Consider the following 25528-nt stretch of genomic DNA (forward strand, 5'->3'; position numbering starts at 1 on the left):
GTTCGTCCGCCTCAGCGCCGGGCCGCGTCGGTGAGGCGCTGGGCCTCCGTGGCGAGCTGGGCGGCCTTCACGTCGCCGTTCATGAAGCGGCCCATCACCTTGGCGATGTCGTTCCACAGGCGGCTGTTGCGGGTGTCGAGCTTGACCCCGAAGACGTTGTCGCCGGCCTCGGCCAGCGCGGCGTTGATCGACGTGAGCCCGTGCTTGGCGTCCCCGGGCAGCTCGGCCCTGCGGTTGGCCGACAGGGTGCCCGCCTGGGCGATGAAGCCGGCGGCGCTGTCGTCGGCCAGCATCGCCCGCAGGAACTCCAGGCCGCCGGCGGTGTTGGCGGCGTCGCGCGGGATGACGTACGGCTCGCCCGCCTTGGCGCACAGCGCGCCGAACGGCCGGTCGTCGGCGGTGGTGATCGACGGGACGCGGCAGATCGACATGTCGAAGCCGGCCGGGACGCTGTCGCCCATCTCCTTCTCCAGCCACGAACCGCCCGGCACGAACCCGGCCTTGCCCTGGAGGAACTGCATCTGGGCGTCGGTGTGGTTGAGCCCGGAGCTGCCCTTCAGCACCCAGCCGTTGGCGGGGACGGCCTCGAACGCCTTCAGCGCGGCCACGGCCCGCTCGTCGGTCCAGGCGTCCTTCTCCATGTTGTTGATCTTCTCGACGACCTCCTTGCCGGCCACCTTGTAGATCATCGAAGCGAGCCACCAGAACATGTAGTACGGGAACTGGCCGGGGTAGACCCAGGGCGCGATGCCCGCGGTGGCCATCTTCTCGCACAGGTCGAGGTAGGCGTCCCAGGTCTGGGGGTAGGTCCAGCCCTTCTCCTTGAACAGCGACGAGCTGTGCCACGCGCCGTAGGCGCCGTAGGAGATGTTGAGCACCAGGAACTCGCCGCCGTGCGTGCCCACCTCGACCACGCCGGGCCGCAGGGTGTCGGCCACGGTCACGTCTGGAGCGCTCCACGAGGGCGCGGCCAGCAGCGGCGCGAGCGGCAGGAGAGCCTTGTCGCCGACGAGCGCGCCGTAGTCGATGGCGTTGGAGCCGGAGTTGTTCACCACGTCCGGCGGGTTCTTGGCGACGAAGCGGGGTTGCAGACTCTGCTGGATCTGCTGGGTCGCCGACTGCTTGATGTCCGCCTTGGGGTGCTTGCTGCGGTACAGCTCGATCGGGCGCTTGATGTAGGTCTGGCCGTAGCCACCGTCGAAGACGACGATCTCCACGGGCGCGTCTGACGCGACCCCGAACGGGTTGCCCGCGACGGCGCGTCCCGTCGGGGTCGCGGCGGGGGCCTGGCGCCCGCCCGGCGTGGCGCACGCGGCCAGCGCGCCCGCCACGGGGGCCAGGGTCATGAACGCCAGGACCGAACGGCGGGTCGGGCTGGGCTGCGACGGACGGTCGTTCATTCGGTACACCTCCACAGGAATCGTGCTCCTTTGACGATCCTGAGTAAGGTAAGCTACCTTACTAACATGGCTACAGCAACAGGCAGTTCTTCCGCTCCACCGTGGAACTCCTTCGACCAGGCGTTCCGCGGCCAGCCCGAGGCTCTGACGGCCCTCGCCGCCGCCCTGCCGGAGCAGCTCGGCCGCCATGGGGGCGCCGTCGCCGACCGCCTGGTCGTGTTCGGGATCGGGGCCAGCAGGGCCGCCGCCCACGTGCTGGTGGCGGGGCTCACCGCCCGCGGCGTCCCGTGCGAGCAGCTGACCGGGGCCGACTTCACCGCGGCCCAGGTGCGGCCGGGGACGACGTACCTGGGGGTCTCCCAGTCGGGCCGCAGCGTCGAGATCGTGCGCGCCCTGACGGCGGTGCCCGAGCGGTCGCGCATGAGCGTCGTCAACCAGGTGCCCTCGCCCGTGGCCGACCTGACGCCGCGGAGCCTGTGGCTGGGCGGCGTCGCCGACTCCCGGGTGTCCACCGTCGGCTTCACCGCGACCGCGCTCGCCATGGCCATGCTGGCCGGGCACCTGACCGGCGACCTCGACGCCGAGCGCTGGGCCGCCTTCGGGCCGCGGCTGGCCGAGGTGATCGACCGGCGGCGCGCGGACGCCGCCCGCATCGCCGCCGACGTGCTGGCGGCCGGTCACGCCGACCTGATCTCCTCGGGGGCCGGGATGGCCGCGGCCGAGGGCGGGGCCCTGCTGCTCCGCGAGGGCGCCGCGGTGCCCGCCGCGAGCTTCGACACCCGCTCGTACCTGCACGGTTTCATGGACAGCGCGCGGCCGGGGAGCGTCCACCTGATCGTCGACCGCGGCGGCGAGGCGCTGCTGGCCCGGCAGCTCGCCGACCACGGCGCCACCGTGCACCTCCTCGGCGCCGAGCCGGTCGCCTACGACGGGACCGGCCCCCTCCACCAGATCCACCTGCCCGGCATGACGGACGCCGAGCTGGCCGTCGCCGCCACCGTCATCTGGCAGATGGTCGTCCAGGAGGCGTGCGCGGCCACCGGCCGCCGCCCCGAGGACGCGGTGTTCACCCGCATCGACACGAAGGTCGGGACCGCCGCGTGAGCACGGTCGACCGGCCGCGCCGCGGCGTCGCGGGCCTCGACATCGGCGGCTCCTACCTCCGCGTCCACATCGAGGACGCCGACACCGGCGACAGGCTCGCCGCCGAGACCAGGACCAATCCGACCTGGGGCGCCCTGCCGATCACCGGCCGGGCCCGGCTGATCGGAGAGGCCCTGCGACAGGTCACGCCGGCAGACGTCGTCCTGGCCGCGGTCGGCGTGGGCGCCCGCGGCTGCGACTCCGACGCGCTGGTACGGGAGCTGCGCGCCGCCGTCTCCGCCGAGCTCGGCCCCGGCGTCGCCGTCGAGGTCTGCAACGACGCGCTGCTGGTCGGCCTGGCCGCCGGGCGTGAGCACGCGCTGTCGGTGATCGCCGGCACCGGCGCCGTCGTCGGCGGCAGGACCGCCGACGGCACGATGGTCCTCACCGACGGATGGGGCTGGATGCTCGGCGACCACGGGAGCGCGCCGCGCATCGTCCTCGACGCCCTGCGCGCCTACACCGAACGTCTCGACCAGGGCGGCAGCGACCCCGTGTTGCGGCCCTTCGTGACCGGGGCCTTCGCCCTCACCGAGGACCGCCGTCTGCCCGCCGCGCTCAAACGTTCGTACGAGACCCTGGGCGACCTGGCGGCGGGCGTCTTCGCGTGCGCGGACGCCGGCTCGCCCTGCGCCCGGCAGGCCGTGTCCGAGAACGCCTCGCGCCTGGCCGGCAACGTCGCGGCCGCGCTGCGCCTCGGCGTACGGGCCGACGCCGTGGTCGGGGCGGGTGCGATCATGGTCAACCAGCCCGCCTTCCGGGCCGCCTTCGCCGCGGGGCTCACCGCCCAGAAGGTGTCCCTGCCGCTGTCGGTCCTCGACGCCGAGCCGGTCCTCGGGGCCATCCGGCTCGCCCGCCTGGCACCGCTGAACGAACAGGAGCAACCCGCGTGAACGCCCACCTGCGAGAACTCGCCCTCGGCACCGTGCTGCCGGCCTTCGAGGGGACCACCGCCCCGGCGTGGCTGCTCGACCGGCTGCGGGAAGGGCTCGGCGGCGTCATCCTGTTCGGCCGCAACATCGTCTCGCCCGAGCAGGTGGCGGCGCTGGTCCGGCAGATCCTGGACGCCCGCCCCACCGCCGTCGTGGGCATCGACGAGGAGGGCGGCGACGTCACCCGCATCCACCACGACGAGGGCAGCCCCTACCCCGGCAACCGGGTGCTGTGCGAGAACGACGACCTGGCGGCCACCCGCGCCGTGGGCCGCGGCATCGGCCTCGAACTGCGCGAACTCGGCGTCAACTACAACCTCGCGCCCATCGGCGACTACGTGACCGACCCGCTCGGCCCGCTCACCACCCGCTCCTACGGCCGTACCCCGGAGCTCAACGCCGAGCACGCCGCCGCCTGGATCGAGGGCCTGCAGAGCGCGGGCGTGGCCGCCTGCCTGAAGCACTACCCGGGGCTCGGCGGATCGCTGCTGGACTCGCACCTGTCGCTCGGCCGGGTGACCGCCGGGCGCGCCGCGTTCGAGTCGGAGCACCTGCGCACCTTCACCCGGGCCGCCGAGTCCGGGGTGGCGTCCATGATGACCGCCCACGTCGTGGTCGAATGCCTCGACCCCGGCGCGCCCACGACCCTGAGCCCGGCCGTGATCGACGGCCTGCTGCGCAAGCGGATCGGCTACGACGGCGTCGTCATCTCCGACGCGCTGGAGATGCACGGCGTGCTCAACCACGCCTCCTCGCTGCCGGCCGCCGCCGTGGGCGCGCTGCGGGCCGGCGTGGACGCGCTGTGCCTCGGCGCCGACCAGTTCGAGGAGGCGACCCGGGCGGTCGTCGAGGCGATCGTGGCCGCCGCCGAATCCGGCGAGCTGAGCGTCGAGCGGCTGGAGGAGGCCAACCGGCGTGTCCGCGCGATGGCCGGCGCGTACCCCGGCGTCCCGGGCGTGCCCGGCGCGGCCGACACAGCGGCCGAGCGGGCGGCCGGCGTACGGGCGGCGTGGGGAGCGACCGTCGTCGAGGGTGACGTCTCGCTCGGCGGGGGCCGCGTCCACGTGCTGACCTTCGACGACCGCACGTCCATCGCCGCGGGTCCCGTCCCCTGGGGGATCGGGCCCGAGCTGCGTGAGGCCGGCGTCGAGTTCGCCGACCACGTCCTTACCCCGCCGATCGAGCACCTTCCCGATCTTCCGGAGCTCGCCGACTCCGATATCGTGATCGCCGTGGTACGGGATCTGCCCCGCCATCCCGGCAGCGCGGCCGTCTTCGAACGCCTGCGCGCGCCCCGGCTGGTCGTCGTCGACATGGGATATCCGGGCACGCCCTACCCGCGTGCCACCGGCGTGATCCGCACCTTCGGCGCGTCGCGGGCGAGCGCGGCCGCCGCGGTGCGCGCCCTCACCGCCGCGAAGGAGACCCCGGTTGGCTGACGACACCCGCGCCGCGGAACTGCCCCCGACCCAGCGGCACGTGCTGAGCCACACGCTGGGCCACGGCTCGACCACCCGGCCGCGGCTGCTCACGGCGACGGGCCTGTCCAAGCCGAGCGTCAACGACGCGGTCAGCTCCCTGGAGAAGGCCGGCTACCTGCACCGCAACGGCCGGCACGTGCCGGCCACGGGCAAGCCAGCCGTGATGTTCGAGGCGGCCGGCGAGGTCGGCTGGGCGCTCGGCATCGACCTGGGCAGCTCGCACGTCGAGCTGATGGCCGTCGACCTCGCCGGGGCGGACACCGAGCACGTCTCCGTCGCCGAACCCGGCCGTCCCGGCGCCGCCCGCCGGCGCGAGCCCACCGCGCCGATCATGGAGCGGGCGGCCGCGCAGCTCGCCGCCTGGTGCGCGGACCCGCGCCGCCGGGGCAGGCTGCGGGCCGTGACGATCGCGCTTCCGCAGATCATCGACGCCGGACGCCGCCAGGTCACCGCCGCCGACGCCGGCCGCGAGCAGGGCGCGGTCGCCACGCTGCTCCACGCGCTCGCCGGCCACTACGACGGCCCGGTCCGGCTGGAGAACAACGTCAACTGCTCGGCGGTGGCCGAGATGCGGATCGGCGCGGGGGCCGACGTGCCGAGCCTCGCCTACCTGCAGCTCGGCGTCGGCGTCGGCGCCGGGATCATCAACGAGGGCCGCCTGGTGCGCGGCGCGCACGGCGCGGCGGGGGAGTTGTCGCGGTTGCCGTTCCCGTGGGCCGACGGCGCCGAGCAGACCTCGCGGCACGCCATGGAGGACCGCCTGGCGGCCTCCCGCCTGGTCGACTCCTACCGGTCCCGGGCGGCCGTGGCCTCCGACGCCTCCGTCGGCGAGGTGGTCCGGGCCATCCTGGGCGACGTCGCCGCCGGCTCGGCCGAGGCGAAGGCCGTCCTGGACGCGTACGTGCTGGACGTCGCCAGGGCGTGCGCGGCGCTCGCCGCTGTCGTCGACCCCGACCTCGTGGTCATCGGAGGAGAGATCGGGGACGCGCCCGAGGTCGTCGCTGCGGTGCAGGCCGCGGTGCGGCCGCTGCACGAGTTCGTGGCCGTGTCCGGCAGCGTCGTCGGCGCGCTGGCCACCACGCTCGGCGCGGCCGTCCTCAGCCTCGAACAGGCGCACGGCCAGCTCCTCGGCGAGTACGCCGTGCACGCCGCGCCCGCCGTCGACCGCCTCCGCCCACCCCCGGGAGACCGCCCGGCCGGATGATTCGTGCAGTCGTCGGCGCCGAGGAAGCCGTTCCAGGAGAAGGCGGTGCCGCAGCGGTGGGTTCCGGCGGCCGAGCCGGACCGTACCGTGATCACGACGTTGGCGTATCCGGTGCCGTCGCACGGGTTGCCGGAGAGGTGGTAGCCGTACTGACCAGGGGTGATGCTGCCGAAGAAGCACTCGTAGGAGCCTTCGGCGTGGGCGGCGGGGGTCGCCAGGAGGGGCGCCGCGAGCACTGCGGCGGCGATGACCGAACGTTTGAGCGGACGCACGATGCTCCCTTCACGGAGACGGTTCCGTTCAAGAAACTAGGCAGCCCGGCCGGGAGTTGCCCAGAGGCATCTGTCACCGGTTCAAGTGCGCTTCTCCCAGAGCCACGTGTTCGAGCATGCCGACCCGGGCTACTGCTCCGGCCCGGAAGCCAGGACGAACGTGCAGCTCACGACCGTGAACGGAGTATTGAACACCCTTCAGGGCGGCGGCCACCATCTCCTCGAGCGACCGCAGGCCCTGCGCCGAGGCCGAGGAGGCGAGCGCGCTGCGGCCCAGGCAGTTGAGGTGGGCGTCGCCCAGCGGGGGCAGCCGCGCCACATCCTCGTCCACAGGTCCAAGAGCAATGAGTTGATCTCAGCCGAAATGATCTCGGGAGGTTGCTTCAGGCAGGTGATCGGCGCGCAGGCTCGGTGATGCGGGGATTTTCAGTTCTGGACGCATCCAGGTGCCGGCAGGCGGCCTCGATGGTGCCGAACAGCTCTTCGACCATCGGCGCCAGCGAGGCCCGGACCTCACTGGCCCCCTCTCCCGCGAGCAGTCGGTGCCGGAACTCCCCGTCCAGCACCCGGTCAATGGCCGATGCGAGTGCCGCCACCAGCCTCGGGCGTAGCGGATCCCCCTGCGGCGGCATGTCCTCGGCCAAAGTGGCGGCGAGAAGATCCTCTCGCTCCCGGCGCAGCTCCAGTTCCCTGCCACGCAGTGCAGGGCTGGCGTCCATGGTCCGCTGGTACTCGACGCTCTGCACGAGCAGGCCGGCGACGTGATAGTCGCCGAGCAGGCGTAGGTAGCCGCGGGCCAAGGCCTGTGCGATTGATTCGTCGTCTCGACGGCTCCTGATGGCCGCGCTCGGTGCTGCCACGAAGCTGTCGCGCTCCTGGAAGAAGAGGTCCTCCTTCGTCGGGAAGTGGTTGAAGACCGTCTGGACCGCCGTGTCGGCCTCCCTGGCCACGTCGGCGATGGTGACGGCGTCGAATCCCCGCGCGAGAAAGAGCCGCATCGCTGCCTCGCCGATGGCCTGCCGCGTCTGCTGCTTCTTGCGGTCTCGCCGACTCGTCATCTCGCTCATGGGCCAAGCGTACGAGCCCTCGCGGCGGCCGATACATAAATAGTGTGACTCTATTCATGTATCGACACCGTCGATGTAGTCACTACACTCATAGAACGTCTCCAATCACCGTGAGAGGTAAGCGTGACGACATCGAAGCGACACTGGGCCCTGCCGCGCGTACTCATCGCCCTGGTGGCGGTCGAGACCGCCCTGGGAGCGCTCCTGTTCGACCTGGTCCTCCATGACACGGCCCACGAGCACATGTACAACCCGGCCTGGCCCCCGCACGCCAAGTTCCACGACGCGCAGTACATCGTCACGTCGCTGGCTCTCGGCCTGCTCGCCCTGCTCCTGCTGGTCCGCCGCCATGGGGACACGCACTCCCGCCTGCTGTGGTCGGCAGGCATCGTGGCCGTACCGTGGGCCGGCATGTTCCCCGCGCTGCTGTTCCCCGGCACCGCCACGTACGACCCGGAATTCAAGGACGAAACCCAGTTCGTTCTCGGCTTGCACGGCCAGTTGTTCATGGCCGCCGTCACTTGCGTGATCCTCGCCGTCGCGGTGCTCCTCGCCGTGACGCGCCGCCGTCAGGTCACGTCGTGAGGCTGTTCGTCTTCGGTGCGAGCGGTGGCCTGGGCGCGCAGTTGCTCGACCAGGCCCTGGGCTCCGGCCACCGCGTCACCGCCGTGGCACGCACCCCCGAATCGATCCCCGGCCATGCCCGCCTGACGATCCTGCCCGGCAATGTGCTGGAACCCCATGGCTGGCGCCGGGTGCTCGCGGGCCACGACGCGGTGCTGTCGTGCCTCGGAAGCGCCGATCGACGTCCCACGACCGTCTACTCGCAAGGTATGACCGGCATCATCGCGGCCATGCGGGACAGCGGAGTGCGCCGACTGACCTGCGTCACCTCAGCCAGTCTCAGCCTGCCCCCGACCGCACCGCTGAGCCGGCGACTGCTGATCGGCGGTGTGGTCCGGCCGCTGTACCGCCACGTCTACACCGACATGACCAAGATGGAGGACGTCGTCACCACCAGCGACCTGGACTGGACCATCGTCCGACCGCCGAAGCTGACCGACGGCGAGCTCACCCGCCAGTACCGGACGGCCGCCAACCAGCACCTGCCGCGCCCGCGTACTTTGTCGCGTGCCGATCTCGCGCACTACATGCTCAACCATCTCGACGATCAGGCGAGCCGGCGGTCCATCATCGAGATATCCCGTTGATCGTGCGCTGTGGCCGGCGCAGATGCTGTCGTCGAGGTCCAGCAGGCCCTGCCTCACCACGAATAGGGTCAGGCAACGCTTGCGACGCCTCGCCGCTCCTGTGCTTGCGTCGGATGTGATCAGCCGGACTGTGCGAGCAGGTGGACGATACCGGCCGGGTTCTTGATCCAATGGGTTCTGGAATCGAGGTTCTCCAAGGGTTCCAGCTCATCACAGGGGTGGATGCCGATGTCGGCCAGCTTGCCCGTCGCCGCGTCCAGGTCATCGGTGTGGAGTTGCAGCCACAGGTCGGGCTGGCTGTAGTTGTCCACGCAGTCGAGCCACAGCGTGTTGGGCCCGAACCGCACCGAATGAGTTCTCGAGACGGTCGGTGCATAGGAGACGTCGTCCTCTTTGACCTCGAAACCCAGGGTGTCTCGATAGAAGGCCACGGTGGCCTCGTACTGCGCCTTGGGGATCTTCATGGCGATGTTCAGGCCGGCGGTGAATTCAGGCTTGTCCATGGTTGTTCGACTCCTTCATGTTGGTGGCGTCCAGTGTGTGTTTCAGCGCGGTCAGGCGGTCGTCCCACCTGTTGGCGAGCAGGGCCAGCCACACCTGCGCCCTCCAGCAGCGCCCGCCGCGTCGGGTCGGTGAGCGCCGCGAACACCGCGACGGCCTGCCCTTCCGTATCAGGCGGCCGCATCGAGGTAGGTCTTCAGGTCGACGAGTTCTGCGTCCCATCCCTGGCTATTGGCCTTATGGGCGGACCAGGCGACGTCGTCGGCGGCTTGGGCGAATCCGCTCTCCACGAGACGCAGCCGGGTGCCGTCCGGCACTTGCTCCAGCGTGAACTCCACAAGCGTCTGCAGTTCATGGTTCGCCGGCAGGCCCTCGATCCCCCACCTGAACGCGAAACGGTGGGGTGGCTCGACCACCGTGATCGTGGCGACAGATTCCTGGCCGAGGTCCTCCCAGCGGAAGTACGCTCGCCCGCCGGGCCGCAGATCTACCTCGGCCACCGAACCGAACCACCGCGAGAGGCCTTCGGCGATGATCAGGGCGGCCCACACCCGCTCAATGGGATGCCTCAGCACCACTTCGCGTTCGATCGTGTCCGGGACCATGCCCACCCTCCTGTCGCAACCTTTGTGTTGCCATTAATATAGCAACATAAAGGTTGCGACAGTCGCCCGCCAGCCCCAGACGTCCGCATGATCAGGGCGCCGGTCCTCCCGCTCACCAGATCCGCAACGGTGGCGTGCGCACCCTCGCCGGAACCCTTCCCCCGCCACCGCGAGAAACCCGTCGCCCCGAGAACGCGACAGCCGCAGGCGGCGTGAGCCGGTTGGCCGGGGCGGCGCCCCCTTCAACCGGCTCCCGCCTGCAGGCTCTGCTCACTCGGCAGGCCGAGTCGGGCCGGGGTGAGAGAGGCGGCGCATCGTGTCAGTCCTGGCCGAGGTTTCCCGGATGCGCGCTGTCACGATACCGGCGCAGCCCCGGCTGGCTGCGGATGGAACGGCACGAGATCGTCCCCCATCCGCGCCGACGACGCAGGGACGTGCGCCGGGCATCGAGGTGGAGAAGGCAGCCTTGAGCTCGAACGCGTCGGCCGGTGAGTCGTTCGATGGGCGACAATGCCGGATGTGATTGTGGACAAGGCGATCTACTGCGACGGCGTACGCCACACCATCCACGGCGACATCAGCGACGCCTTCAGTGATGCCAGGACCCGGGGCGACTGCTTCCTGTGGATCGGCTTGCACGAGCCCAGCCAGGAGGAGTTCGACCTGATCACCAGTGAGGTGAAGCTGCACCCGCTGGCGGTGGAGGACGCCATCCACGCCCATCAGCGGCCCAAGCTCGAACGTTACGGCGACACCCTGTTCGTGGTGCTCAAGACGCTGCTGTACGTGGAGGACGGCTCCGACATCGAGGTCGGCGAGATCAACCTGTTCGTCGGCGCGGACTTCGTCATCAGCGTCCGGCATGGGCAGGCCAACCCGCTGACAAGGGTGCGCAGGCGGATCGAGGGCGATCCCGAGCTGCTGGCCGCCGGGCCGGCCGGGGTGCTGTACGCGATCTGCGACCAGATCGTCGACACCTACTCGGAGATCTCCCACGAGGTCGAGCACGACCTGATCGTGCTGGAGCGGCGGGTCTTCAGTGGCGAGCAGGCCGACGTGACCGAGGACATCTACTCGCTCAAGCGTGAGGTGCTGGAGTTCCGGGCCGCTCAAGATCCCCTCATCCCCGTCCTTGAGGAGATCGTCAAGGGACGGGTGGAGTTGTGCAACGTGGCCCGCGACCAGTTCCGCGACGTACTCGATCATCTGCTGCGGGTGGACGCGGCCGTCGACGAGCACAACGAACTGCTCACCAACGCCCTGAACGCCCACCTGGCCCTTGTCGGCCGCGAGCAGAGCGCGGCGGCCATGCAGCAGAACGCGGACATGCGCAAGATCTCCTCGTGGGCGGCGCTCATCGCCGTCCCCACCATGATCGCCGGGGTCTACGGCATGAACTTCGACCACATGCCCGAACTGCACTGGCTGCTCGGTTACCCGCTGAGCTTGTGCGTCATGGTCATCGCCGTGATCATCGTGTACCGGCTGCTGCGCAGGAGCGGATGGTTGTGAACGGCTCCGCCGGGTGGAGCGACGGCTGCCGATGAGCACACCTGTGCGGTTAGCTGGTGTGACAGCGGCTGAGCCGGAGCCTGTCGTGGTGGCAGGCTCTGCGGCCTGGATCAACGCCGTTGGCCGAGGACTTCGAGCGCTCCTGGTGCCTCCCGCCGGGCAGACATGTGCCCCGGCCTTCACGGCGGGTGACAAATCTAAAAATATGGGTCAAACTACTATTTGTGTCATTGACCCGAACAGCCTGCATGTGGATCGGGTCGGTTGGCGTGGCTTCATCCCATCGCTCCTACGGGCGCTGCCTTTCATCGGACAGCACACCGCAAGGCGGCGGGCGACCCCTCGTGGCTCGATCTCCGAAAGGACGTCATGTCATGTTCGCTCAGGTTGTCTCCACGGAGGCGGAAAGCGACAAGCTCGCCGGTCTCCTCACGTTCTGCGAGGAGCAGCTCCCAAGCTTCCGCGAAGTTCCCGGTTTCAAAGGCTTCTACCTGCTTGCCGACCGCCAGAGCGGCAAGGTCCTGACCATCTCCCTGTGGGACAGCGACGACGACCTGCGCAGGAACAGCGAGGGCCGAGGCGCCCAGGCGCGTCAGGAGGCGAGTGCGGAGCTGGGCGTCACCCCTCCTCCGGTCGCCGTCTACGAGGTCGTGCTGCAAGCATGACCCGCAGCGGAGCGGCCCTGTCGGCCTGCGAACAGAGACCGGCACAATGAGCCCACCGACTCATCCCTCCCCGGGCCTGCGGGAACGCAAGAGGATCAAGCTGCGCCGCGCCATCCAGACCGCGGCGCTGCGTCTCTTCGAGAGCCAGGGCTACGAGAACACCACTGTTGAGCAGATCGCCGAGGCGGCCGAGACCTCCACCACCACCTTCTACCGCTACTTTCCCACCAAGGAGGACGTCGTCCTCGACAACGACGCCTCCCCCCTCTTCGAGACCACCACCGCTGAGCGACCCGCGGGCGAGCCCCTGACGGCGACGGTCCGTGCCGCCATGGGCGCGGTCGTGGCGGCGGCCGAAGCCGACCGCGACCTCACCCTCGCCCGCATGCGGCTCGTCGCGACCGTCCCGGCCCTCGAAGCTCGTTACGCCGGCGAAGAGCGCAGGACCATCGAGCTCCTGACCGCCCTGCTCGCCGGCCGCACCGGGCGCCCGGCCGACGACTACCAGCTCGAACTCATCGCCTTCGTCCTCGCGGGGGTCCTGTTCACCGCCTCCCGCAGATGGGTGGCCGACCAGGGCGCCACCCCGCTCGCCGCCCTGGTCGACCAGGCCCTCACTACCGTCGAACCGCTTCTGGCCACACTTGAGGACCCGACCCGGACACTGCCCTGACCGGCCGGGCGGGGTGGGGCTGAGCACGTCGACCGCACGCCACGGGCAGACGGCGAATCCGCACGGCGGCAGTACCGGGATCGGCAGCGCCTTGTGGTCATCTCTCACCTCTCGTTGCGGGGGAGGGGGCGCGGGTCAGATACACGGTGGCCGCAGCTCACCGCATGAAACCGGGTTTTCCATGTCAAATGGTGGAAGGGGACAGTGCCGGCATCGCCTCCTCGGTGGAGGCGTAAATCCGTGGTGTGGGCGGCGTGTGCCGCACTACAGTCGGGCACGCCTTCACCCTCGCGGCTGCTGAACCACGAGGCCCACGGCGGCGGCTCCGGTCCGTCGCCTTCTTCGGCGCGCTTTCGACCGCGCCCGCCCCTTCATCGCGTTTCAGCAGCCCGAAGGACTTCACCATCATGCGTACCCGTCAGGACCGCCGTCTCGTGCGCCGCGACGAGCAGTGGCTCACCCTCCCGAACCCCTGGGACGTCCCCGTCGACATCTGTGCCGACGAGCGTGTGCCTCTCGAACCGGCTGCCGTGGACGAAGTGCTGTCCGTCCTGGAGACCGCCGGCACCCTCGACCGCCTCTCCGAGGCCGTACCCGGCCACGACGGTCCGCTGCCCCGCCTGGTCCGCCTCGTCCTCACCCCTGACTTCCACAAGGGGGCGGGCATCCCGATCGGCACGGTCATCGAGACCGAGGGCGCGCTGCTCCCGCAGGCGGTCGGCAACGACGTCAACTGCGGCATGCGGCTGGAGGTCACCTCACTCACCGTGGAGCAGGTACGGCCGCGCCTGGACGCCCTGGAACGGCGGCTGCGGCACTTGTTCTTCGAGGGCGGCCGCCGCATCGCCCTCACGCCCGCCCAGCGGGAGGCGCTCCTGCGCGACGGGCTCCCGGGGCTCATGCTCACCGGCGACGCCCCCTGGCAAGGCCACCAGCCGACCGACACCGAGGACTGCCTGGACCGCATGCACGCCCCGGCGCACCCGACCGGCACCGCCGAGGCGTTCGCCGACTGGATCACCAGCGCGGGCGGCACCGAGGCCGCCAGCCACGACAGCCTCATCGGCAGCATCGGCGGCGGCAACCACTTCGCCGAACTGCAGTACGTGGCACGGATCCACGATCCCGCCGCCGCGTACGCGTGGGGTCTGACGGCGGGCGCGGTCGTCCTGATGGTGCACAGCGGCTCACTGGCGCTGGGACACCAGGCCAACGCCACAGCGCTGGACCGGCTGCGCCGGACCTGGCCGCCGGGGTTGTCGCGACCCCGCAACGAGATCCTGCCGTTCCTGCTGGACGGGCGCACGGCCGCCGCCCGGCGCCGCTACCTGGACGCCTTCGGCAACGCCGCCAACTTCGCCTCAGGCAATCGGTTCTTCCTCGCCCTCACCATGCGGGCGGGGCTCGCCGCCGAATGCGGTCGGATGACGGCGCGCCTGGTCTACGACGCGCCGCACAACCTGTTCTGGCAGGACGGGGACCGCGTCGTCCACCGCAAGGGCGCGACGCCGGCGGGTGGTCACGAGCAGATGCGCGGCGGCCCGTACGCGATGTGGGGTGAGCCCGTGATCGTGCCCGGGTCGATGGGAGCGTCCAGCTACCTGCTGCGGGGCCACGGCAACGCCCGCACGTTGGCCAGCGCCTGCCACGGCGCCGGACGGCGGGTCCCGCGCGGCGCCACCGCACGGGCCGGCGACCGCGACCTCGACGCGTTCCTGCGGGAGTTCCGCGTGGTCACGCCGCTGGACCACCGCGATCCGACCGTGGCGCGCCGCGCGGACGTGATGGCGGCCTGGCGGCGCGACCTCAAGCAGGAAGCTCCGTGGGCGTACAAGGACATCGGGCCCGTGGTGTCGAGCCTGCACGCGGGAGGCGTGGCGGACCCGGTGGCCGAGCTGCGCCCGCTCCTCACCGTCAAGGGCTGACCGCCTTCCCGAACCAAGGGCCGGGTGCCGGAGGCTCTCAGCCGATCAGGTTGTAGGCGGCGGCCACACTCAGATAGGCGAGCGCGGCCAGGACCACGACGGTGCAGTGAACCCGCCCGGCCAGGGTCCACCAGCCCTTGACCCAGGCCAGCCCGGCGGTGACCAGCGTCACGCCGGCCCCGGCCGCGGCCAGGACGGGCAGCGTGGTGATGGTCGTGAACAACGGGCTGCCGCCCAGGAAGAACTCGGCCTGGTTGGCGTCGAAGTCCGCGAACATCGCCACGAGGGACCCGGCGGAGGCCGTGACGAGCACCGCCGTGATCCACGCGGGCAGCCCGGCCAGGCGTGGCCCGCGAACCGGCCGCCGGCGCGCCGCCCGCCCGGCTCCGGCGGCAGCCCCGAAAGCACCTGCGGGTGCGGATCCGTCACTGGACCCGCCGGGCCTGCGGCGGCGGCGCGCGAGGCGTACGGCATGCGCGAGGGGTCCGCCCACAGCCGACAGCAGCAGCACGGTCAGGCTCACGCCGAGCACGCCGAGATGCACCGTGGGCGACTGGTACCAGGCCAGGCGCTCCAGCGGCCCCGCCGGGTTCTCCGTGGCCAGCAGGCCGTCGGGGCGGAACCGGATCGTGCGGTAGCCGTTCTTCTCGCGGAACAGGGCGGGGGCGATCTGCGTCCACTGGCGGCTCTCGGTGGGGCCGAGCGCGACCGCGCCGGTGGTGGTCAGGAGGCCGTCGCCGCCCGCGCTGACCGTCACGGTGCTGGTGAGCGAGCTGAGCTTGCCCAGGTCGGTCATGTCGGCGGCCAGGGCCGTACGGTAGGTGCCGGTGTACTGGGCGACGTCGGGCAGCGGGCCCGGCGTGCCGTCCGCCGGGGCGGGGGCCGGGGCGAAGCGGTCGGCGAAGGCGTTGACCAGGGACCAGGCGGAGTCGGGGCCGCCCTTGCCGATGCCGTTGTAGGAGGCGTAGACGCCGATGCCCCGGTCGGGGATCAGCGCCATGATCGCGAAGTAGCCGGGAATGTTGCCCCGGTGCACCAGCAGGCGCCGGCCGTTCCTGGTGTACTCCTGGAAGCCGTACCCCATGCCGGCGGTGCCCTCGGCGTTGCCGAAGTGGCGGCTCTGCATGAGCCGTACGCTGTCCGGCCTGAGTATCCTCCCGCCGCCGGTCAGCTGGGCCAGCATGAACGCGGCCATGTCGGTGGCGGTGGAGCGGAAGCCGGCTCCGTGCGGCGGCATGTGTCCGTATTTGGCCCCTTCGGCCCGGACCTGGTGGCCGTCCTGGAGACGGTAGCCGGGGGCCAGCGCCTGGGCGACGGGCCCGGGCTCGGGCTGGGCCATGCTGGAGCGCGTCATGCCGAGCGGCCGGAAGATGTTCTCCTGCACGTACTGCTGGAAGGGCAGGCCCGAGCGCACCTCGACCAGGTAGCCGGCCAGGCCCATCCCGTAGTTGGAGTAGACGGCCCTGGTGCCGGGCGGGCGGATCCGGGGCGGCTGGTGGTCGGCGAGGTGGGCGCCGAGCGGGTGCACGTCACGGGCGGTGGCCGCGCCGGTGCCGAAGTCACCGCCGGCGAACCCGGCGGTGTGGGTCAGCAGGTTCGCCATGGTGACCGGCCGGCCCGGGTAGGCGTCGTCGATCTTGAACGTGGTGAGGTACTGGTTGACGTCGGCGTTCAGGTCGATCCGGCCCCGTTCGACGAGCTGCATGACGGCGGTGGCGGTGATCAGCTTGGCCACCGACGCGGGGGCGAAGACGGTCCGCTCGGCGTCCACGGGACGGCCGGTCTCCACCTCGGCGACGCCGTACCCCTGGGCGAAGACCTGACGGCCGCCCGCCACGACGGCGATCGCCGCCCCCGGGATGTGGTGCTCCTTGAGCTGGCGGGGCACGTAGGCGTCGGCGAACTCTCGTACCGACCGTGCCGGGTCGGCCGCCGTCGCGGCGGCGGGGGCGCTCACTGCGAGCAGCGGCGCGGCGACCGCCAGCGAGCACATGAGGGCACGCCAGCGGGACGATTTGCGTTCGAGCAGCATGAGCTGCTCTCCTTTCTGTGGGAGCACGTACGCGTCAAAGGCACGCCGTCACGGCGTGGTCGTGCGGTTCCGCCGTCCGGGGGTGAGTTGCCGCTCGCCCCCGGACCTGTGTCACAGGCTCGTCAGTCGACGCTGAGCAGGATCCTCTCCATCGCCGCGACCTTCTCCGTCAGCTCGCCCAGCCTGGCCTGCACCTCACCCTGCCGCTGCACGGCCTGCTCGGCCAGTTCGCGATATCTGGCCATCTCGGCCGTCAGCACGTCGGTGCGGTGCCGTTCGAACCGGAAGTAGAACGCCATGCAGGCCGTGATCGCGCCGAACAGAATCAGCACGACCACGATGGGGATCACGATGGAACCGATGTCGATCACTGCGGGGTCTCCTGCACCTGATGGGGTCCTTCCTCGTCGTCCGCGCGCAGAGCCGCGAGGACGGTGTCGATCGTCAGGCTGAGCTCGAAGGGCAGCAGCTCGATGTACTTCATCGCCTTGCCGTCGGCCGACAGCTCCAGCCGCCCTTCGATCAGCCCCGCCTTCTCCAGCCGCTCCAGATGCATGTAGAGCAGCGCACGGGACACCTTGATCCGGCGGGCCAGCTCGCTGACGTGGACCCGGCCGCCGGCGAGCTCGGCGAGGATCTGCAACCGGAGTGGATGCCCGACCGCGCCGAGCAGGCGGAGCAACTCTTCGCTGGTCGGCATGTCGTCCTTGGGGAGCGCCTGTCTTGCACCTGTTAGTTCAGTCTTACAGGTGCAAGTGTACGCGTCAAACCGGCTCCACCCCCACTACCGCGACGGAGGCAAAGGCGGCCCGGGACGCGGTGCTCGCGGTCGGACTGTCCTGCTCCATCGCCACCGCCCTGCTCTGCCGGCCGAACGCTTGCGGGCGTCTGTCACTGCTGAACAGGCAGCAGGTTCGTCTCGGTCGCCCTTCGCGAGGATCGGTCAGCCGAACCGCAGGACGAACCGCCCGCGTACGCCGCGCCGTTCGAGCGAGCGATGCGCGTCGGCGGCTCGGGAGGCCGGCAGCTCGCCGGCCACGCGGAAGGTGAGCCGTCCTTCACCGGCGAGTTCGGCGAGCCGGTCGAGCTCGGCCGCGGCCTCGACGTAGTCGCGGACGAAGATCGGGGCGACGCGGACCCGGCCGGTCCCGTCGCCCTGGTAGCCGCGGACGGTGACGACGGTGCCGCCGTCCTTGACGGCAGGGAGCACGACGGCCTCCAGCGCGGCGGCGTCGACGAGCCCGTCGACGCCGCCCGGGTGGTGGCGGCGGACCATCGCGGCGAAGTCGTCCCCCCGCGGCACGACTTCGTCGGCTCCGCACTCGCGGACGAAGGTCTCGTCCTGCTGGGCGGCGTCGGCGACGACGACCAGCCCGGCCTGCTTGGCGAGCTGGACGAAGTATCCGCCGACGGTGCCGGCTGCGCCGGTGACGGCGACCGTCGCGCCGGCCGGGAGCGCCAGCGTGTCGAGTGCGAGCCGGGCGGTGAGCCCGTTCATCGGGATGGTGGCGGCCTGAACGTCCGAGAGCCCGGCCGGGATCTTCGCGACCGAGCGTGCCGACATGACGAGGTCTGCCCGGTAGCCGCCGTGCTCGCCCGAGGGCACCACGATGGCCATGACGGCGTCCCCGATCGTGAACGGGCGGTCGACGGCGGGGCCGATCTCGGTGATCACGCCGGCGACCTCCATGCCCGGTACCCGCACCGCGTCCGCCTCATCCTGCCGCGGACGAGAACGGATCATCGCGTCGGCCGGGTTCACCGTGGCGCTGGTGACCCGGATCCTGACCTGACCGGGACCGATCGGTTCGGCCGCCAGATCGAGCTCGCCGAGAGCGTCCGGTCCGCCTGGCTGCGTCACTCCGATTGCTTGAACCATGGTCGTTCGTCCTCCTTGTTCGTTGCCGCCTGGGTGGTGATGGGCAGGGCCGACCGCGCCGGTGACGAGTCGCGGCGGGTGGTCGACCCGCTTCGGCTACGGTGATGTGGGGACGTGAAGACCCTCCAGCAGCAGGCTGCACACCTCGTCGAGTTCGGCGCCGACGCCGGGGTTCTGCCATTCGGCCGCGTGGGCGAGGTGGTGGAACTTGGCAGTGGCGTTGAAGACCACGTGGGCGGTGGCCTCCGCGTCGTCGGCGCGGAGGCTGCCGTCGGCGGCGCCGTCGGCGATGATGGCCGTCAGCTGGCCCAGGAGGTCGGCGACGTGGTCGGTGGCGACGCTGCTGTGCGCGGCCGCGAGGATTCCATAGGCGGCGAACAGCTCCGGGTCCTCGCGAATCTTCGCCTGCTTCACGGCCAGGACGGCGTGCAGCCAGGTACGCAGTCGCCGCACCGGTGGGACCGCGCTGTCGGCGGCAATGACGGCGAGGGCGTCGCGGTTGCGGTCGAGCCAGCGCCGGGTCACGGCCTCGCGCAGCGCCTGCTTGGAGGGGAAGTGCTTGTAGACGGCGGCGTGGCTGACCCCGAGTGCCCGGGCGACGTCGACGACCGTCGCCTTGTCCGGCCCGTGTCGGCGCAGGATCTGCTCGGTGGCCGCCAGGATGGCGTTCGCGTCCAGCGGGGTTCGGGCCGGCATCAGCGCCTGCCGCCCGTTCGCTCGCTGTCCAGGAGCGCGAGCAGGGCGGGGGCGTAGCGTTCGCCCGCGACCGCCCCTCGGGGGACGGCCTGCTCGATCGCGTCCAGGTCGTCCTCGGTCAGCCGCAGGCCGGCGGCGTCCACCGCCTCGGTGATGCTGCGCGGTCGGCTGGCCCCGACCAGCGCGACGATGTCCTGGTGCACGCGACCCTGCGCCAGCACCCACGCGATCGCGAGCTGGGCGACCGTGGCGCTGCGGGAGGTGGCGATCTCCCGCAGCCGCTCGACCAACGCGAGGTTGGTCTCGATGTTGCCGGCGGCGAAGCGGGGCAGGTGCCCGCGATGCCGTGCGTCGTCGGCCGACGGCCGCCATGTCCCGGTCAGCATCCCTTGGGCGAGCACCCCGTAGGCGGTGACGCCGATGCCCAGCTCGCGGCAGGTGGGCAGGATCTCATCTTCGACGCCGCGGCTGAACAGTGAGTACTCGATCTGGACGTCGGTGATCGGGTGCACGGCGTGGGCGCGGCGGATCGTCTCGGCGCCGACCTCGGACAGCCCGATGCCGCGCACGTAGCCCTTCTGCACCATCTCGGCGACCGCGCCGACGGTCTCCTCGATCGGGACAGCGGGGTCCAGCCTGGCCGGGCGATAGATGTCCACGTAGTCGGTGCCCAGCCGCTGCAGCGAGTAGCCCAGGAAGTTCGGGATCGCGTCCGGTCGGCCGTTGATGCCGCGGACGCTGCCGTCCACACCGAACAACGCGCCGAACTTCACGCTCACCACGGCGCGGTCGCGATCGGCGGGTCGCAGCGCCTGCCCGATGAGCGTCTCGTTGTGCCCCATCCCGTAGTGGTCGGCCGTGTCGATGAACGTGATCCCGGCGTCGAGCGCGTTGCGAAGCGTGGCGATGCTCTGCTCGTCGGCGCTGCGTCCGTACGCGCCGGACATGCCTGCACAACCGAGCCCGACCGCCCCCACACAGATGTCGGCGCCGAATGTCCTCTGCTCCATATGAGAAACGCTAAGCGGGTTGGTAACAGATGTCAAAACTTGTAACTTGCTACCTCGGCCGTTCCGGGTCCAGAGTGTGACGGCCTCTTCGCGCCCCAGCCGGACCACGAACAGCTCCCTCACGGCCGCCGCGTCAGTTCGACGGCCCCGCCGATGTTCCCGACCGCGCGGAAATGGCCGGCGGGCGGCGGTGGCGGCTCCACCGGAGCGGTCGCCGAGGGCAGGGTACGCGCCTGGAAGCTGTTGGCCACGATCACTCCTCCCGGGTACACGCACGCCACGATGAACGTCATCCGACGGTCGCTGGGCGGGTTCGTCCAGGTGTACCGGCCGCCCCACCCGCCGACCGAGGGATCGGCCGTGAACAGGGCGAGGTCGACGTCGATCGTGACCCGCAGGTCGAACGGGTTCACCCGGACGCGGTAGCCGCGCTCGGGCCGACCGCGGGCATCGTGGCCGGCTCGCGCACGTTCTCGCCGTCCGGGTCCGCGCCGAACTCCCGGATCGTGTCGTACGGCGCGGACATGGACGGCAACCCCGGTCCGGTGTGCGTGATCCGGCCGACTCCTCCGGTTCCGATCGGATGCTGGAGGCGTCCCGGATCGACCCAACCGGTCCGACGACCACCGGGCGTCGGACCGCCGGATCACCGGCGGACGCGGGCTACTTCTCGCAGTTTTCCTTCCGCCACTCGATCCGGACGACGGTCGCGGGCATTCGGAGATCGGTGTACTCGTGTCCCTGCCCGAGGTCACCGTCCACGGCGCGGTGAATGCATCTCGCCGCGCCAGTGCCGTCCCCATAGATGTAGATGACCCAGACGTGGTCATAGGTTTGTTGCGTGCCGTTGTTGAAGAAGGAGCGGACGTTCTTGTACGGGCTGGCGGACACACTTGACCACTTGTCATCCTCCGCTGGCCAGTTTTCGCCTCGCCCGATGCTGATCTTCGTGCCTTCGGAGATGACCTCTGTCGAGTACACGCAGAAGTCTCCGGCCGCGCAGCCGTACGCCTTGTAGGAGGAGAGGGCTTCCGCGCTTGCCGACGGCGTGAAGGTCAGCCCTGCCAGAGAGATGGCGGCGACGGCTGCCGGGATGAATCTTTTCAGCATGAGATCTCCGTGATTGTCCTGAGCTGGCCCAGGTTGTGAAGGTCAAGCCCGCCGAGCAGGTGACGGCAGGCAGTGGCCAGTCTTGGTGGCTGCTGGATTGTCTGGAAGCCAGATTCGCCACCCAGACAAAACGCTGCTCGTGGGACTGATGGCCAGAGCCGGTTCATCGCGCCAGGCCCTGTTCCGGCCTGAGCGGGAACACGCAGGTCAGCGCCCCTACCATCACCCGCTTGCTCTCGGGTTCTTGTCTCGTTCACGCCATGGAGGCGCTGTGTCCGATCTTGTGCAGATATGAGACGCCGAACTGGCCTACACCCACACCACCCTGGCCGACACGGGCGCCGCCGTGGCCCCGCACGCGGACGGTGCCGAACCGATCTGGTGCGTCTACCGGTTCCAGCCCCCTGCCGGGATGGAGATCCACCACGCCATCCCGCACGCGCTGCTGGAATGGCGGTGCGCCCTGTACGGGCTCGACCCCGACGACGTGCCGACGCTGCTCGACATCGTGCTGCACGAGCCGTACATCCCTGGCGGGAACGACGTGTTCACTCGCACCGACCCCGGCGCTGTCAAAGTGCTGGAGGCGACGCGCGGCCTGCCGACCTGCTGGACACCCGGCATACCCGAGCACGAGCGGCGAGCGGCCTACCTGGAGCGGATCAGGCTCGTCAAGGAGCACCGCGTTCAGTTGGAAGCCGCGCCGCGGGTGCTACGCGCCGAAGCGCTGGAGTACGTCGGCTCGTCTCGGGTCGCGACCCGGACCGGGGCCGGGCGGGCCAGCGACAGGATCGGCTCAAGCGGGTCCGGCCGAGCGTGGCGCTGTCGCTGGAGACGCTGCGCCGCCTGGTCGAGGTCGAGTTCGCCCAGGTCAACGGCCAGATCGCATTGCTGCGGCAAGAGTTGGAGCAGGTGAACGCCCAGCATGCAGCCTTGCGCAGCGGGTGGAGCAGGACCGGCTGACCGCCGACGTCCGGCACGCCGCGCTGGAGTCCCGCCTGGACGCGCTCGAACGCGAGGCGGTGACCAACGCCTCAGCCGACATCCGCGCCCCTCCCTCGGCCTCGCCATGGCCCCGCGTCCGACCATCGCCGCCGACATGAGGCGCCTCACTTGCCGACAACGGGCCGATCATGACCCCGACGCCGGGGGCCCCCGCCGGCGGCTCCATCGCCCCGGAGGGCCCAGTGATCAGCGCGTTCGAGCCGCTGCTCGACGATGTCATGGCTGCCTCGTCGCATGGGGCGGCTGGGGGACGAGGACGATGCGGTCCTCGGTCTCGTCGGTCCACGCCTGCGCGACCTGGGGGAGGGGTACGGCGCGGACCCGCACGTCGATCGCGCCGGCGGTCACCGCTGAGGCCAGTTCGGGCAGCTCGGCGAGGATGTCACGGGCAGGGACCGAGCCGATGCCGCTGCCGACGATCTGCAGGCGGGCCGAGCGCAGTGCCGCGGACGGGATCGGCGCACTCTGACCGGCGATGGATCCGATCTGGATCCAGGTCAGCGGGACGGCGCGGTCGGCGCGGGCGGTGAGCATCGGGATCAAGGCGCCGGCTGCGGGCTCGCCCCACACGTAGTCGATGACCACGTCGACATCGGCCGCGCGGCTGATCTCGTCGAAGGTGATCGTCTCGTCGGCTCCGAGGGCGGTCAGCGCTCTCAAGCGAGTGGCGTCACGGCCTGCGGCGATGACGTGGGCGGCGCCGAACAGCTTGGCGATCTGGACCGCCATCCGTCCGGCGTTGCCGGTGGCGCCGAGGACGAGGACACGCTGACCGGCTCGGAATTCGACGCGCCGGCGCAGCGCGACCCAGGACGACATGGCCGGATTCATCGCGGCGGCGATCCGTACGGGGTCGACGCCGTCGGGCAGGATCACGCTGCGACGCGGGTCGATGAGGGTGCGGTCGGCGAACGTTCCCAGAGCTGTGTCGTCCAGGACCACGTAGCGGACGTTGCCCTCCTTGTCACGTACGACGCCGTCGACGCCTGGGACGAGCGGGTACATGCCCTTGCCGGAGTAGTGCGAGCCGTTCGCCTTGGCTCTGGTCAGATGGTGCAGCCCGGCCGCGAGGACCTCGACGACGAGCTCGTCGTGGCGTTCCGTGGGGTCGGGATGGTCCTGATAGACCGGCGGAGCACCGGCTTCCGGGATGACGGCAGCATGCATGGAGACCTCCTGAGGATGGTTTGCATTTCCAACTACCTTCAGGATGGTTGGAAATGCAAACCATGTCAACCGGGCCGTGTGATCGACGCCGCATCCGTCGATCACCTGATGCGGGATCGAGCCGTGAGGCACCCTCGGGCGACGGTGATGCCGGGCGTCCACGCCTCGGCATGGTTGGCATTTCCAACCATGCCGGACTAGCATGGCGGCATGACCGTCGCCGACGACGTCATGGACGCCCTCGTCCGGACCACCTTCGAAGTGGCCGGCGTGCTGACCCGCATCGGTGGCGAGCATGATTTGTCGCTCACCCAGCTGCGGGTGCTCGGCATCCTTCGCGACCGCCGCCTCCGCGTCACCGACCTGGCCGCCTACCTCGGTCTGGACAAGTCCACGATGTCCACCCTCATCGCCCGCGCCGAGCGCCGGGGCCTGCTGACGCGCGGCAAGAACCCCGATGACGGCCGGGTCGTCGAGGTGTACATGACCCCGGCCGGGATCGAACTCACCGAACGCGTGAAGGAGGACATCCGGCGTGCCCTGACACCGGCGACCGGTCGACTGGATCCACAACAGCTCGGTCAGCTCGCCAACCTGCTCGACGTCGTCTCGGCCCGCTCGTCGCGCGCACACACCGAACCGGGCCCGACTGCCGCGCGCTGATCACCGAGCGAGGCCGCGGCCAGTTCGTGCCGTCTGCGACGTACGCCCGCCGGCAACGCGTGGGGAACCGGGCCCAAGCGCTGGAGGGGCACGACTTCCGCGCCCACACTGGGCGACTCTGGCGCATCACCCTCACCTGGAAGGCGTCCTGACCGAGCACAAGCTGCTGCATGCGATTCCACGCGCGCGGGTGTTCTCGGCCGGCCGGTGGACTCGCTGCTGCGGTCTCATGCGAACCAAACGAGGGGCCGACCGAGATCATAGCTTTAGGTGTCCGTACGACCACTAATGGTGATAACTCTGGGGTGATCAACAAACAGCAGATCGCGAGCGCTCTGAGCGCCGCGCCGCCGGTCGTCCTGTCCTCCAGCGCCAGCTCCAGGGCGGGCGCCACCACCACCGCTCCACCCGCCGCGGAGTGGAGCGACCGCTGGCCGCTGCCCGGCGGGACCGCATGGGTGTACTACGGCGAACGCAACCAGGCCCTGACCCGGCCGGTGCTCCTGGCCGACGGCTTCGGATCCGGGGCCAGCGACATCGACGAGCTCTACGACGGCCTGGAGCGGCGCGCCTTCCCGCTGATCAGCGAGCTGCGCCGGCGCGGCCGCGACGTCGTCGTCATCGGCTTCGACGACCGCGGCGCCTCCATCCTCGACAACGCGCAGACCGCCACCGCGGCGATCCACCGCGCCGCCGCCGAGCGGCTCGGCGACACCCGCCTGCTGGCCGGCGGGTTCAGCATGGGCGGCCTGGTCACCCGCTACGCCCTGGCCCGGATGGAGACGCAGCGCATCGACCACCAGGTCGGCGTGTACTTCTCCTGGGACACCCCGCACCGCGGCGCCTACGTGCCGATCTCGCTGCAGGCGTTCGCGCACCACATCAACGCCTACGACTCGCGCTTCGCCGACCTGTTCAACAGCCCGGCCGCCCGCCAGTTGCTGGCCTGGCACCTGCCCGGCGCCGACGGCGTGCCCGGCGTCGACCCGCTGCGCACCCAGTTCCTGCGCGAACTGGAATCCGTCGGCGGCTGGCCGCGCATCCCGCGCCTGCTCGCTGTCGCCGACGGCGCGGGCAACGGCGCGGGCAACGGCACCGGCGCCGGGGAGAGCGCGCTGCTGGGCACCGGCGACCTCATCACCGGCACCGACCTGCGCACCCAGCCCAAGGCGCCGGAGACCCTGGCCGGCCTGCTTCGCCTGCTGACGCCCGACGTCATCGAGGTCCAGGCGCCGGGCGTTCCGTGCGTCGACGGCGCGCCCGGCGGCATCCTGACCGGGTTCAAGATCCTCGCCGACGCGCTCAACGCCATCGCCGAAGCCACCGGTCTCGGCCTGGACGTCGACAATCCGATCGCCGGGCACTGCTTCGTCCC

General features: G+C 70.7%; 28 protein-coding genes. 14 read left to right on the plus strand and 14 right to left on the minus strand.

Going from position 1 to position 25528, the window contains the following annotated elements:
* Positions 1-11: 11 nt before the first annotated feature.
* Complete coding sequence (gene ngcE, locus ACWCSU_RS43075) at positions 12-1400, minus strand: N-acetylglucosamine/diacetylchitobiose ABC transporter substrate-binding protein (RefSeq protein WP_449942328.1); 1389 nt, start codon at positions 1398-1400, stop codon at positions 12-14.
* A 66-nt stretch (positions 1401-1466) separates the two neighbouring features.
* On the opposite strand from ngcE, the gene ACWCSU_RS43080 reads away from it, so the two are divergent.
* The 4 genes from ACWCSU_RS43080 to ACWCSU_RS43095 are packed head-to-tail and all read left to right on the plus strand — an operon-like array spanning position 1467 to position 6160.
* Positions 1467-2504 (plus strand): hypothetical protein, encoded by a 1038-nt coding sequence (locus tag ACWCSU_RS43080; protein ID WP_449942329.1) that lies wholly within the window; start codon positions 1467-1469, stop codon positions 2502-2504.
* Entirely contained in the window at positions 2501-3436 is a 936-nt protein-coding gene (locus ACWCSU_RS43085) for a BadF/BadG/BcrA/BcrD ATPase family protein (protein WP_449942330.1), read from the plus strand. The genes ACWCSU_RS43080 and ACWCSU_RS43085 overlap by 4 nt, the downstream gene beginning before the upstream one ends.
* Positions 3433-4914 carry a glycoside hydrolase family 3 protein gene (locus ACWCSU_RS43090; protein WP_449942331.1) on the plus strand — a complete coding sequence of 494 codons (1482 nt, stop codon included), beginning with the start codon at positions 3433-3435 and terminating at the stop codon, positions 4912-4914. Before ACWCSU_RS43085 ends, ACWCSU_RS43090 begins: the two co-directional genes overlap by 4 nt.
* Entirely contained in the window at positions 4907-6160 is a 1254-nt protein-coding gene (locus tag ACWCSU_RS43095) for an ROK family transcriptional regulator (protein WP_449942332.1), read from the plus strand. The genes ACWCSU_RS43090 and ACWCSU_RS43095 overlap by 8 nt, the downstream gene beginning before the upstream one ends.
* Positions 6161-6505: 345 nt before the next feature.
* On the opposite strand, the gene ACWCSU_RS43100 is transcribed toward ACWCSU_RS43095, so the two are convergent.
* Both ACWCSU_RS43100 and ACWCSU_RS43105 read right to left on the minus strand, forming a co-directional pair.
* Positions 6506-6763, minus strand: coding sequence for a hypothetical protein (locus ACWCSU_RS43100; RefSeq protein WP_449942333.1), 258 nt, complete (start codon positions 6761-6763; stop codon positions 6506-6508).
* 52 nt (positions 6764-6815) lie between these two features.
* Positions 6816-7499 (minus strand): TetR/AcrR family transcriptional regulator, encoded by a 684-nt coding sequence (locus tag ACWCSU_RS43105; RefSeq protein ID WP_449942334.1) that lies wholly within the window; start codon positions 7497-7499, stop codon positions 6816-6818.
* A 123-nt stretch (positions 7500-7622) separates the two neighbouring features.
* On the opposite strand from ACWCSU_RS43105, the gene ACWCSU_RS43110 reads away from it, so the two are divergent.
* Both ACWCSU_RS43110 and ACWCSU_RS43115 read left to right on the plus strand, forming a co-directional pair.
* Positions 7623-8084: a DUF6640 family protein gene (locus ACWCSU_RS43110; protein WP_449942335.1), complete on the plus strand. Its 462-nt coding sequence runs from the start codon at positions 7623-7625 to the stop codon at positions 8082-8084.
* A complete protein-coding gene (locus tag ACWCSU_RS43115; RefSeq protein WP_357708180.1) occupies positions 8081-8710 on the plus strand; it encodes an NAD(P)-dependent oxidoreductase in 630 nt (209 codons plus the stop codon). The genes ACWCSU_RS43110 and ACWCSU_RS43115 overlap by 4 nt, the downstream gene beginning before the upstream one ends.
* 119 nt (positions 8711-8829) lie before the next feature.
* Here ACWCSU_RS43115 and ACWCSU_RS43120 read toward each other — a convergent pair whose 3' ends face one another.
* Complete coding sequence (locus tag ACWCSU_RS43120) at positions 8830-9213, minus strand: VOC family protein (protein WP_357708181.1); 384 nt, start codon at positions 9211-9213, stop codon at positions 8830-8832.
* Positions 9214-9381: 168 nt separating this feature from the next.
* Positions 9382-9816 (minus strand): SRPBCC domain-containing protein, encoded by a 435-nt coding sequence (locus tag ACWCSU_RS43125; RefSeq protein ID WP_449942336.1) that lies wholly within the window; start codon positions 9814-9816, stop codon positions 9382-9384.
* Positions 9817-10326: 510 nt separating this feature from the next.
* Here ACWCSU_RS43125 and ACWCSU_RS43130 point away from each other — a divergent pair.
* From ACWCSU_RS43130 to ACWCSU_RS43145, 4 genes are all read left to right on the plus strand, one after another.
* On the plus strand, positions 10327-11328 hold the full coding sequence (locus ACWCSU_RS43130) for a magnesium and cobalt transport protein CorA (protein ID WP_449942337.1): 1002 nt from the start codon (positions 10327-10329) through the stop codon (positions 11326-11328).
* Between the two features lie 374 nt (positions 11329-11702).
* On the plus strand, positions 11703-11993 hold the full coding sequence (locus tag ACWCSU_RS43135; RefSeq protein ID WP_449942338.1) for an antibiotic biosynthesis monooxygenase family protein: 291 nt from the start codon (positions 11703-11705) through the stop codon (positions 11991-11993).
* Positions 11994-12039: 46 nt separating this feature from the next.
* Complete coding sequence (locus ACWCSU_RS43140; protein ID WP_357708185.1) at positions 12040-12666, plus strand: TetR/AcrR family transcriptional regulator; 627 nt, start codon at positions 12040-12042, stop codon at positions 12664-12666.
* 407 nt (positions 12667-13073) lie between these two features.
* Positions 13074-14591, plus strand: coding sequence for an RtcB family protein (locus ACWCSU_RS43145; RefSeq protein WP_449942339.1), 1518 nt, complete (start codon positions 13074-13076; stop codon positions 14589-14591).
* A gap of 37 nt (positions 14592-14628) precedes the next feature.
* Here ACWCSU_RS43145 and ACWCSU_RS43150 read toward each other — a convergent pair whose 3' ends face one another.
* From ACWCSU_RS43150 to ACWCSU_RS43185, 8 genes are all read right to left on the minus strand, one after another.
* Positions 14629-16623: a serine hydrolase domain-containing protein gene (locus tag ACWCSU_RS43150; RefSeq protein WP_449942340.1), complete on the minus strand. Its 1995-nt coding sequence runs from the start codon at positions 16621-16623 to the stop codon at positions 14629-14631.
* Between the two features lie 122 nt (positions 16624-16745).
* Positions 16746-16994, minus strand: coding sequence for a hypothetical protein (locus ACWCSU_RS43155; protein ID WP_352326865.1), 249 nt, complete (start codon positions 16992-16994; stop codon positions 16746-16748).
* A complete protein-coding gene (locus ACWCSU_RS43160) occupies positions 16991-17323 on the minus strand; it encodes an ArsR/SmtB family transcription factor (protein ID WP_357711071.1) in 333 nt (110 codons plus the stop codon). Before ACWCSU_RS43160 ends, ACWCSU_RS43155 begins: the two co-directional genes overlap by 4 nt.
* 243 nt (positions 17324-17566) lie before the next feature.
* Complete coding sequence (locus ACWCSU_RS43165) at positions 17567-18502, minus strand: NADP-dependent oxidoreductase (RefSeq protein ID WP_449942341.1); 936 nt, start codon at positions 18500-18502, stop codon at positions 17567-17569.
* Positions 18503-18598: 96 nt separating this feature from the next.
* Positions 18599-19198 carry a TetR family transcriptional regulator gene (locus tag ACWCSU_RS43170; RefSeq protein WP_357710628.1) on the minus strand — a complete coding sequence of 200 codons (600 nt, stop codon included), beginning with the start codon at positions 19196-19198 and terminating at the stop codon, positions 18599-18601.
* Positions 19198-20208 carry an aldo/keto reductase gene (locus ACWCSU_RS43175; protein WP_449942342.1) on the minus strand — a complete coding sequence of 337 codons (1011 nt, stop codon included), beginning with the start codon at positions 20206-20208 and terminating at the stop codon, positions 19198-19200. Before ACWCSU_RS43175 ends, ACWCSU_RS43170 begins: the two co-directional genes overlap by 1 nt.
* Positions 20209-20327: 119 nt before the next feature.
* Positions 20328-20621 carry a hypothetical protein gene (locus ACWCSU_RS43180; protein WP_449942343.1) on the minus strand — a complete coding sequence of 98 codons (294 nt, stop codon included), beginning with the start codon at positions 20619-20621 and terminating at the stop codon, positions 20328-20330.
* 250 nt (positions 20622-20871) lie between these two features.
* Positions 20872-21318, minus strand: a complete 447-nt coding sequence (locus tag ACWCSU_RS43185; RefSeq protein ID WP_449942344.1) for a hypothetical protein — start codon at positions 21316-21318, stop codon at positions 20872-20874.
* A gap of 346 nt (positions 21319-21664) precedes the next feature.
* Between ACWCSU_RS43185 and ACWCSU_RS43190 the strand changes: the two genes are divergently transcribed.
* A complete protein-coding gene (locus ACWCSU_RS43190; protein WP_449942345.1) occupies positions 21665-22234 on the plus strand; it encodes a hypothetical protein in 570 nt (189 codons plus the stop codon).
* Positions 22235-22262: 28 nt separating this feature from the next.
* On the plus strand, positions 22263-22421 hold the full coding sequence (locus ACWCSU_RS43195) for a hypothetical protein (protein ID WP_449942346.1): 159 nt from the start codon (positions 22263-22265) through the stop codon (positions 22419-22421).
* Positions 22422-22539: 118 nt separating this feature from the next.
* Here the strand turns inward: ACWCSU_RS43195 and ACWCSU_RS43200 are convergent, their stop codons facing one another.
* On the minus strand, positions 22540-23490 hold the full coding sequence (locus tag ACWCSU_RS43200; protein ID WP_449942347.1) for a quinone oxidoreductase family protein: 951 nt from the start codon (positions 23488-23490) through the stop codon (positions 22540-22542).
* A gap of 210 nt (positions 23491-23700) precedes the next feature.
* Between ACWCSU_RS43200 and ACWCSU_RS43205 the strand changes: the two genes are divergently transcribed.
* Complete coding sequence (locus ACWCSU_RS43205; RefSeq protein WP_449942348.1) at positions 23701-24153, plus strand: MarR family winged helix-turn-helix transcriptional regulator; 453 nt, start codon at positions 23701-23703, stop codon at positions 24151-24153.
* 305 nt (positions 24154-24458) lie between these two features.
* Positions 24459-25528, plus strand: a 1070-nt coding sequence (locus tag ACWCSU_RS43210) for an esterase/lipase family protein (RefSeq protein WP_449942349.1), incomplete at its 3' end; no start/stop codon positions are given.

The organism is Nonomuraea sp. NPDC001699, assembly GCF_053596455.1.

Coding starts and splice junctions, on each gene's coding strand:
- ACWCSU_RS43170 (WP_357710628.1), bottom strand. CDS start 19,198: ATGCCGGCCCGAACCCCGCTGGACGCGAACGCCATCCTGGCGGCCACC.
- ACWCSU_RS43120 (WP_357708181.1), bottom strand. CDS start 9,213: ATGGACAAGCCTGAATTCACCGCCGGCCTGAACATCGCCATGAAGATC.
- ACWCSU_RS43105 (WP_449942334.1), bottom strand. CDS start 7,499: ATGAGCGAGATGACGAGTCGGCGAGACCGCAAGAAGCAGCAGACGCGG.
- ACWCSU_RS43160 (WP_357711071.1), bottom strand. CDS start 17,323: ATGCCGACCAGCGAAGAGTTGCTCCGCCTGCTCGGCGCGGTCGGGCAT.
- ACWCSU_RS43125 (WP_449942336.1), bottom strand. CDS start 9,816: ATGGTCCCGGACACGATCGAACGCGAAGTGGTGCTGAGGCATCCCATT.
- ACWCSU_RS43135 (WP_449942338.1), top strand. CDS start 11,703: ATGTTCGCTCAGGTTGTCTCCACGGAGGCGGAAAGCGACAAGCTCGCC.
- ACWCSU_RS43145 (WP_449942339.1), top strand. CDS start 13,074: ATGCGTACCCGTCAGGACCGCCGTCTCGTGCGCCGCGACGAGCAGTGG.
- ACWCSU_RS43205 (WP_449942348.1), top strand. CDS start 23,701: ATGACCGTCGCCGACGACGTCATGGACGCCCTCGTCCGGACCACCTTC.
- ACWCSU_RS43150 (WP_449942340.1), bottom strand. CDS start 16,623: ATGCTGCTCGAACGCAAATCGTCCCGCTGGCGTGCCCTCATGTGCTCG.
- ACWCSU_RS43165 (WP_449942341.1), bottom strand. CDS start 18,502: ATGGTTCAAGCAATCGGAGTGACGCAGCCAGGCGGACCGGACGCTCTC.
- ACWCSU_RS43200 (WP_449942347.1), bottom strand. CDS start 23,490: ATGCATGCTGCCGTCATCCCGGAAGCCGGTGCTCCGCCGGTCTATCAG.
- ngcE (WP_449942328.1), bottom strand. CDS start 1,400: ATGAACGACCGTCCGTCGCAGCCCAGCCCGACCCGCCGTTCGGTCCTG.
- ACWCSU_RS43130 (WP_449942337.1), top strand. CDS start 10,327: ATGCCGGATGTGATTGTGGACAAGGCGATCTACTGCGACGGCGTACGC.
- ACWCSU_RS43175 (WP_449942342.1), bottom strand. CDS start 20,208: ATGGAGCAGAGGACATTCGGCGCCGACATCTGTGTGGGGGCGGTCGGG.
- ACWCSU_RS43140 (WP_357708185.1), top strand. CDS start 12,040: ATGAGCCCACCGACTCATCCCTCCCCGGGCCTGCGGGAACGCAAGAGG.
- ACWCSU_RS43080 (WP_449942329.1), top strand. CDS start 1,467: ATGGCTACAGCAACAGGCAGTTCTTCCGCTCCACCGTGGAACTCCTTC.
- ACWCSU_RS43185 (WP_449942344.1), bottom strand. CDS start 21,318: ATGCTGAAAAGATTCATCCCGGCAGCCGTCGCCGCCATCTCTCTGGCA.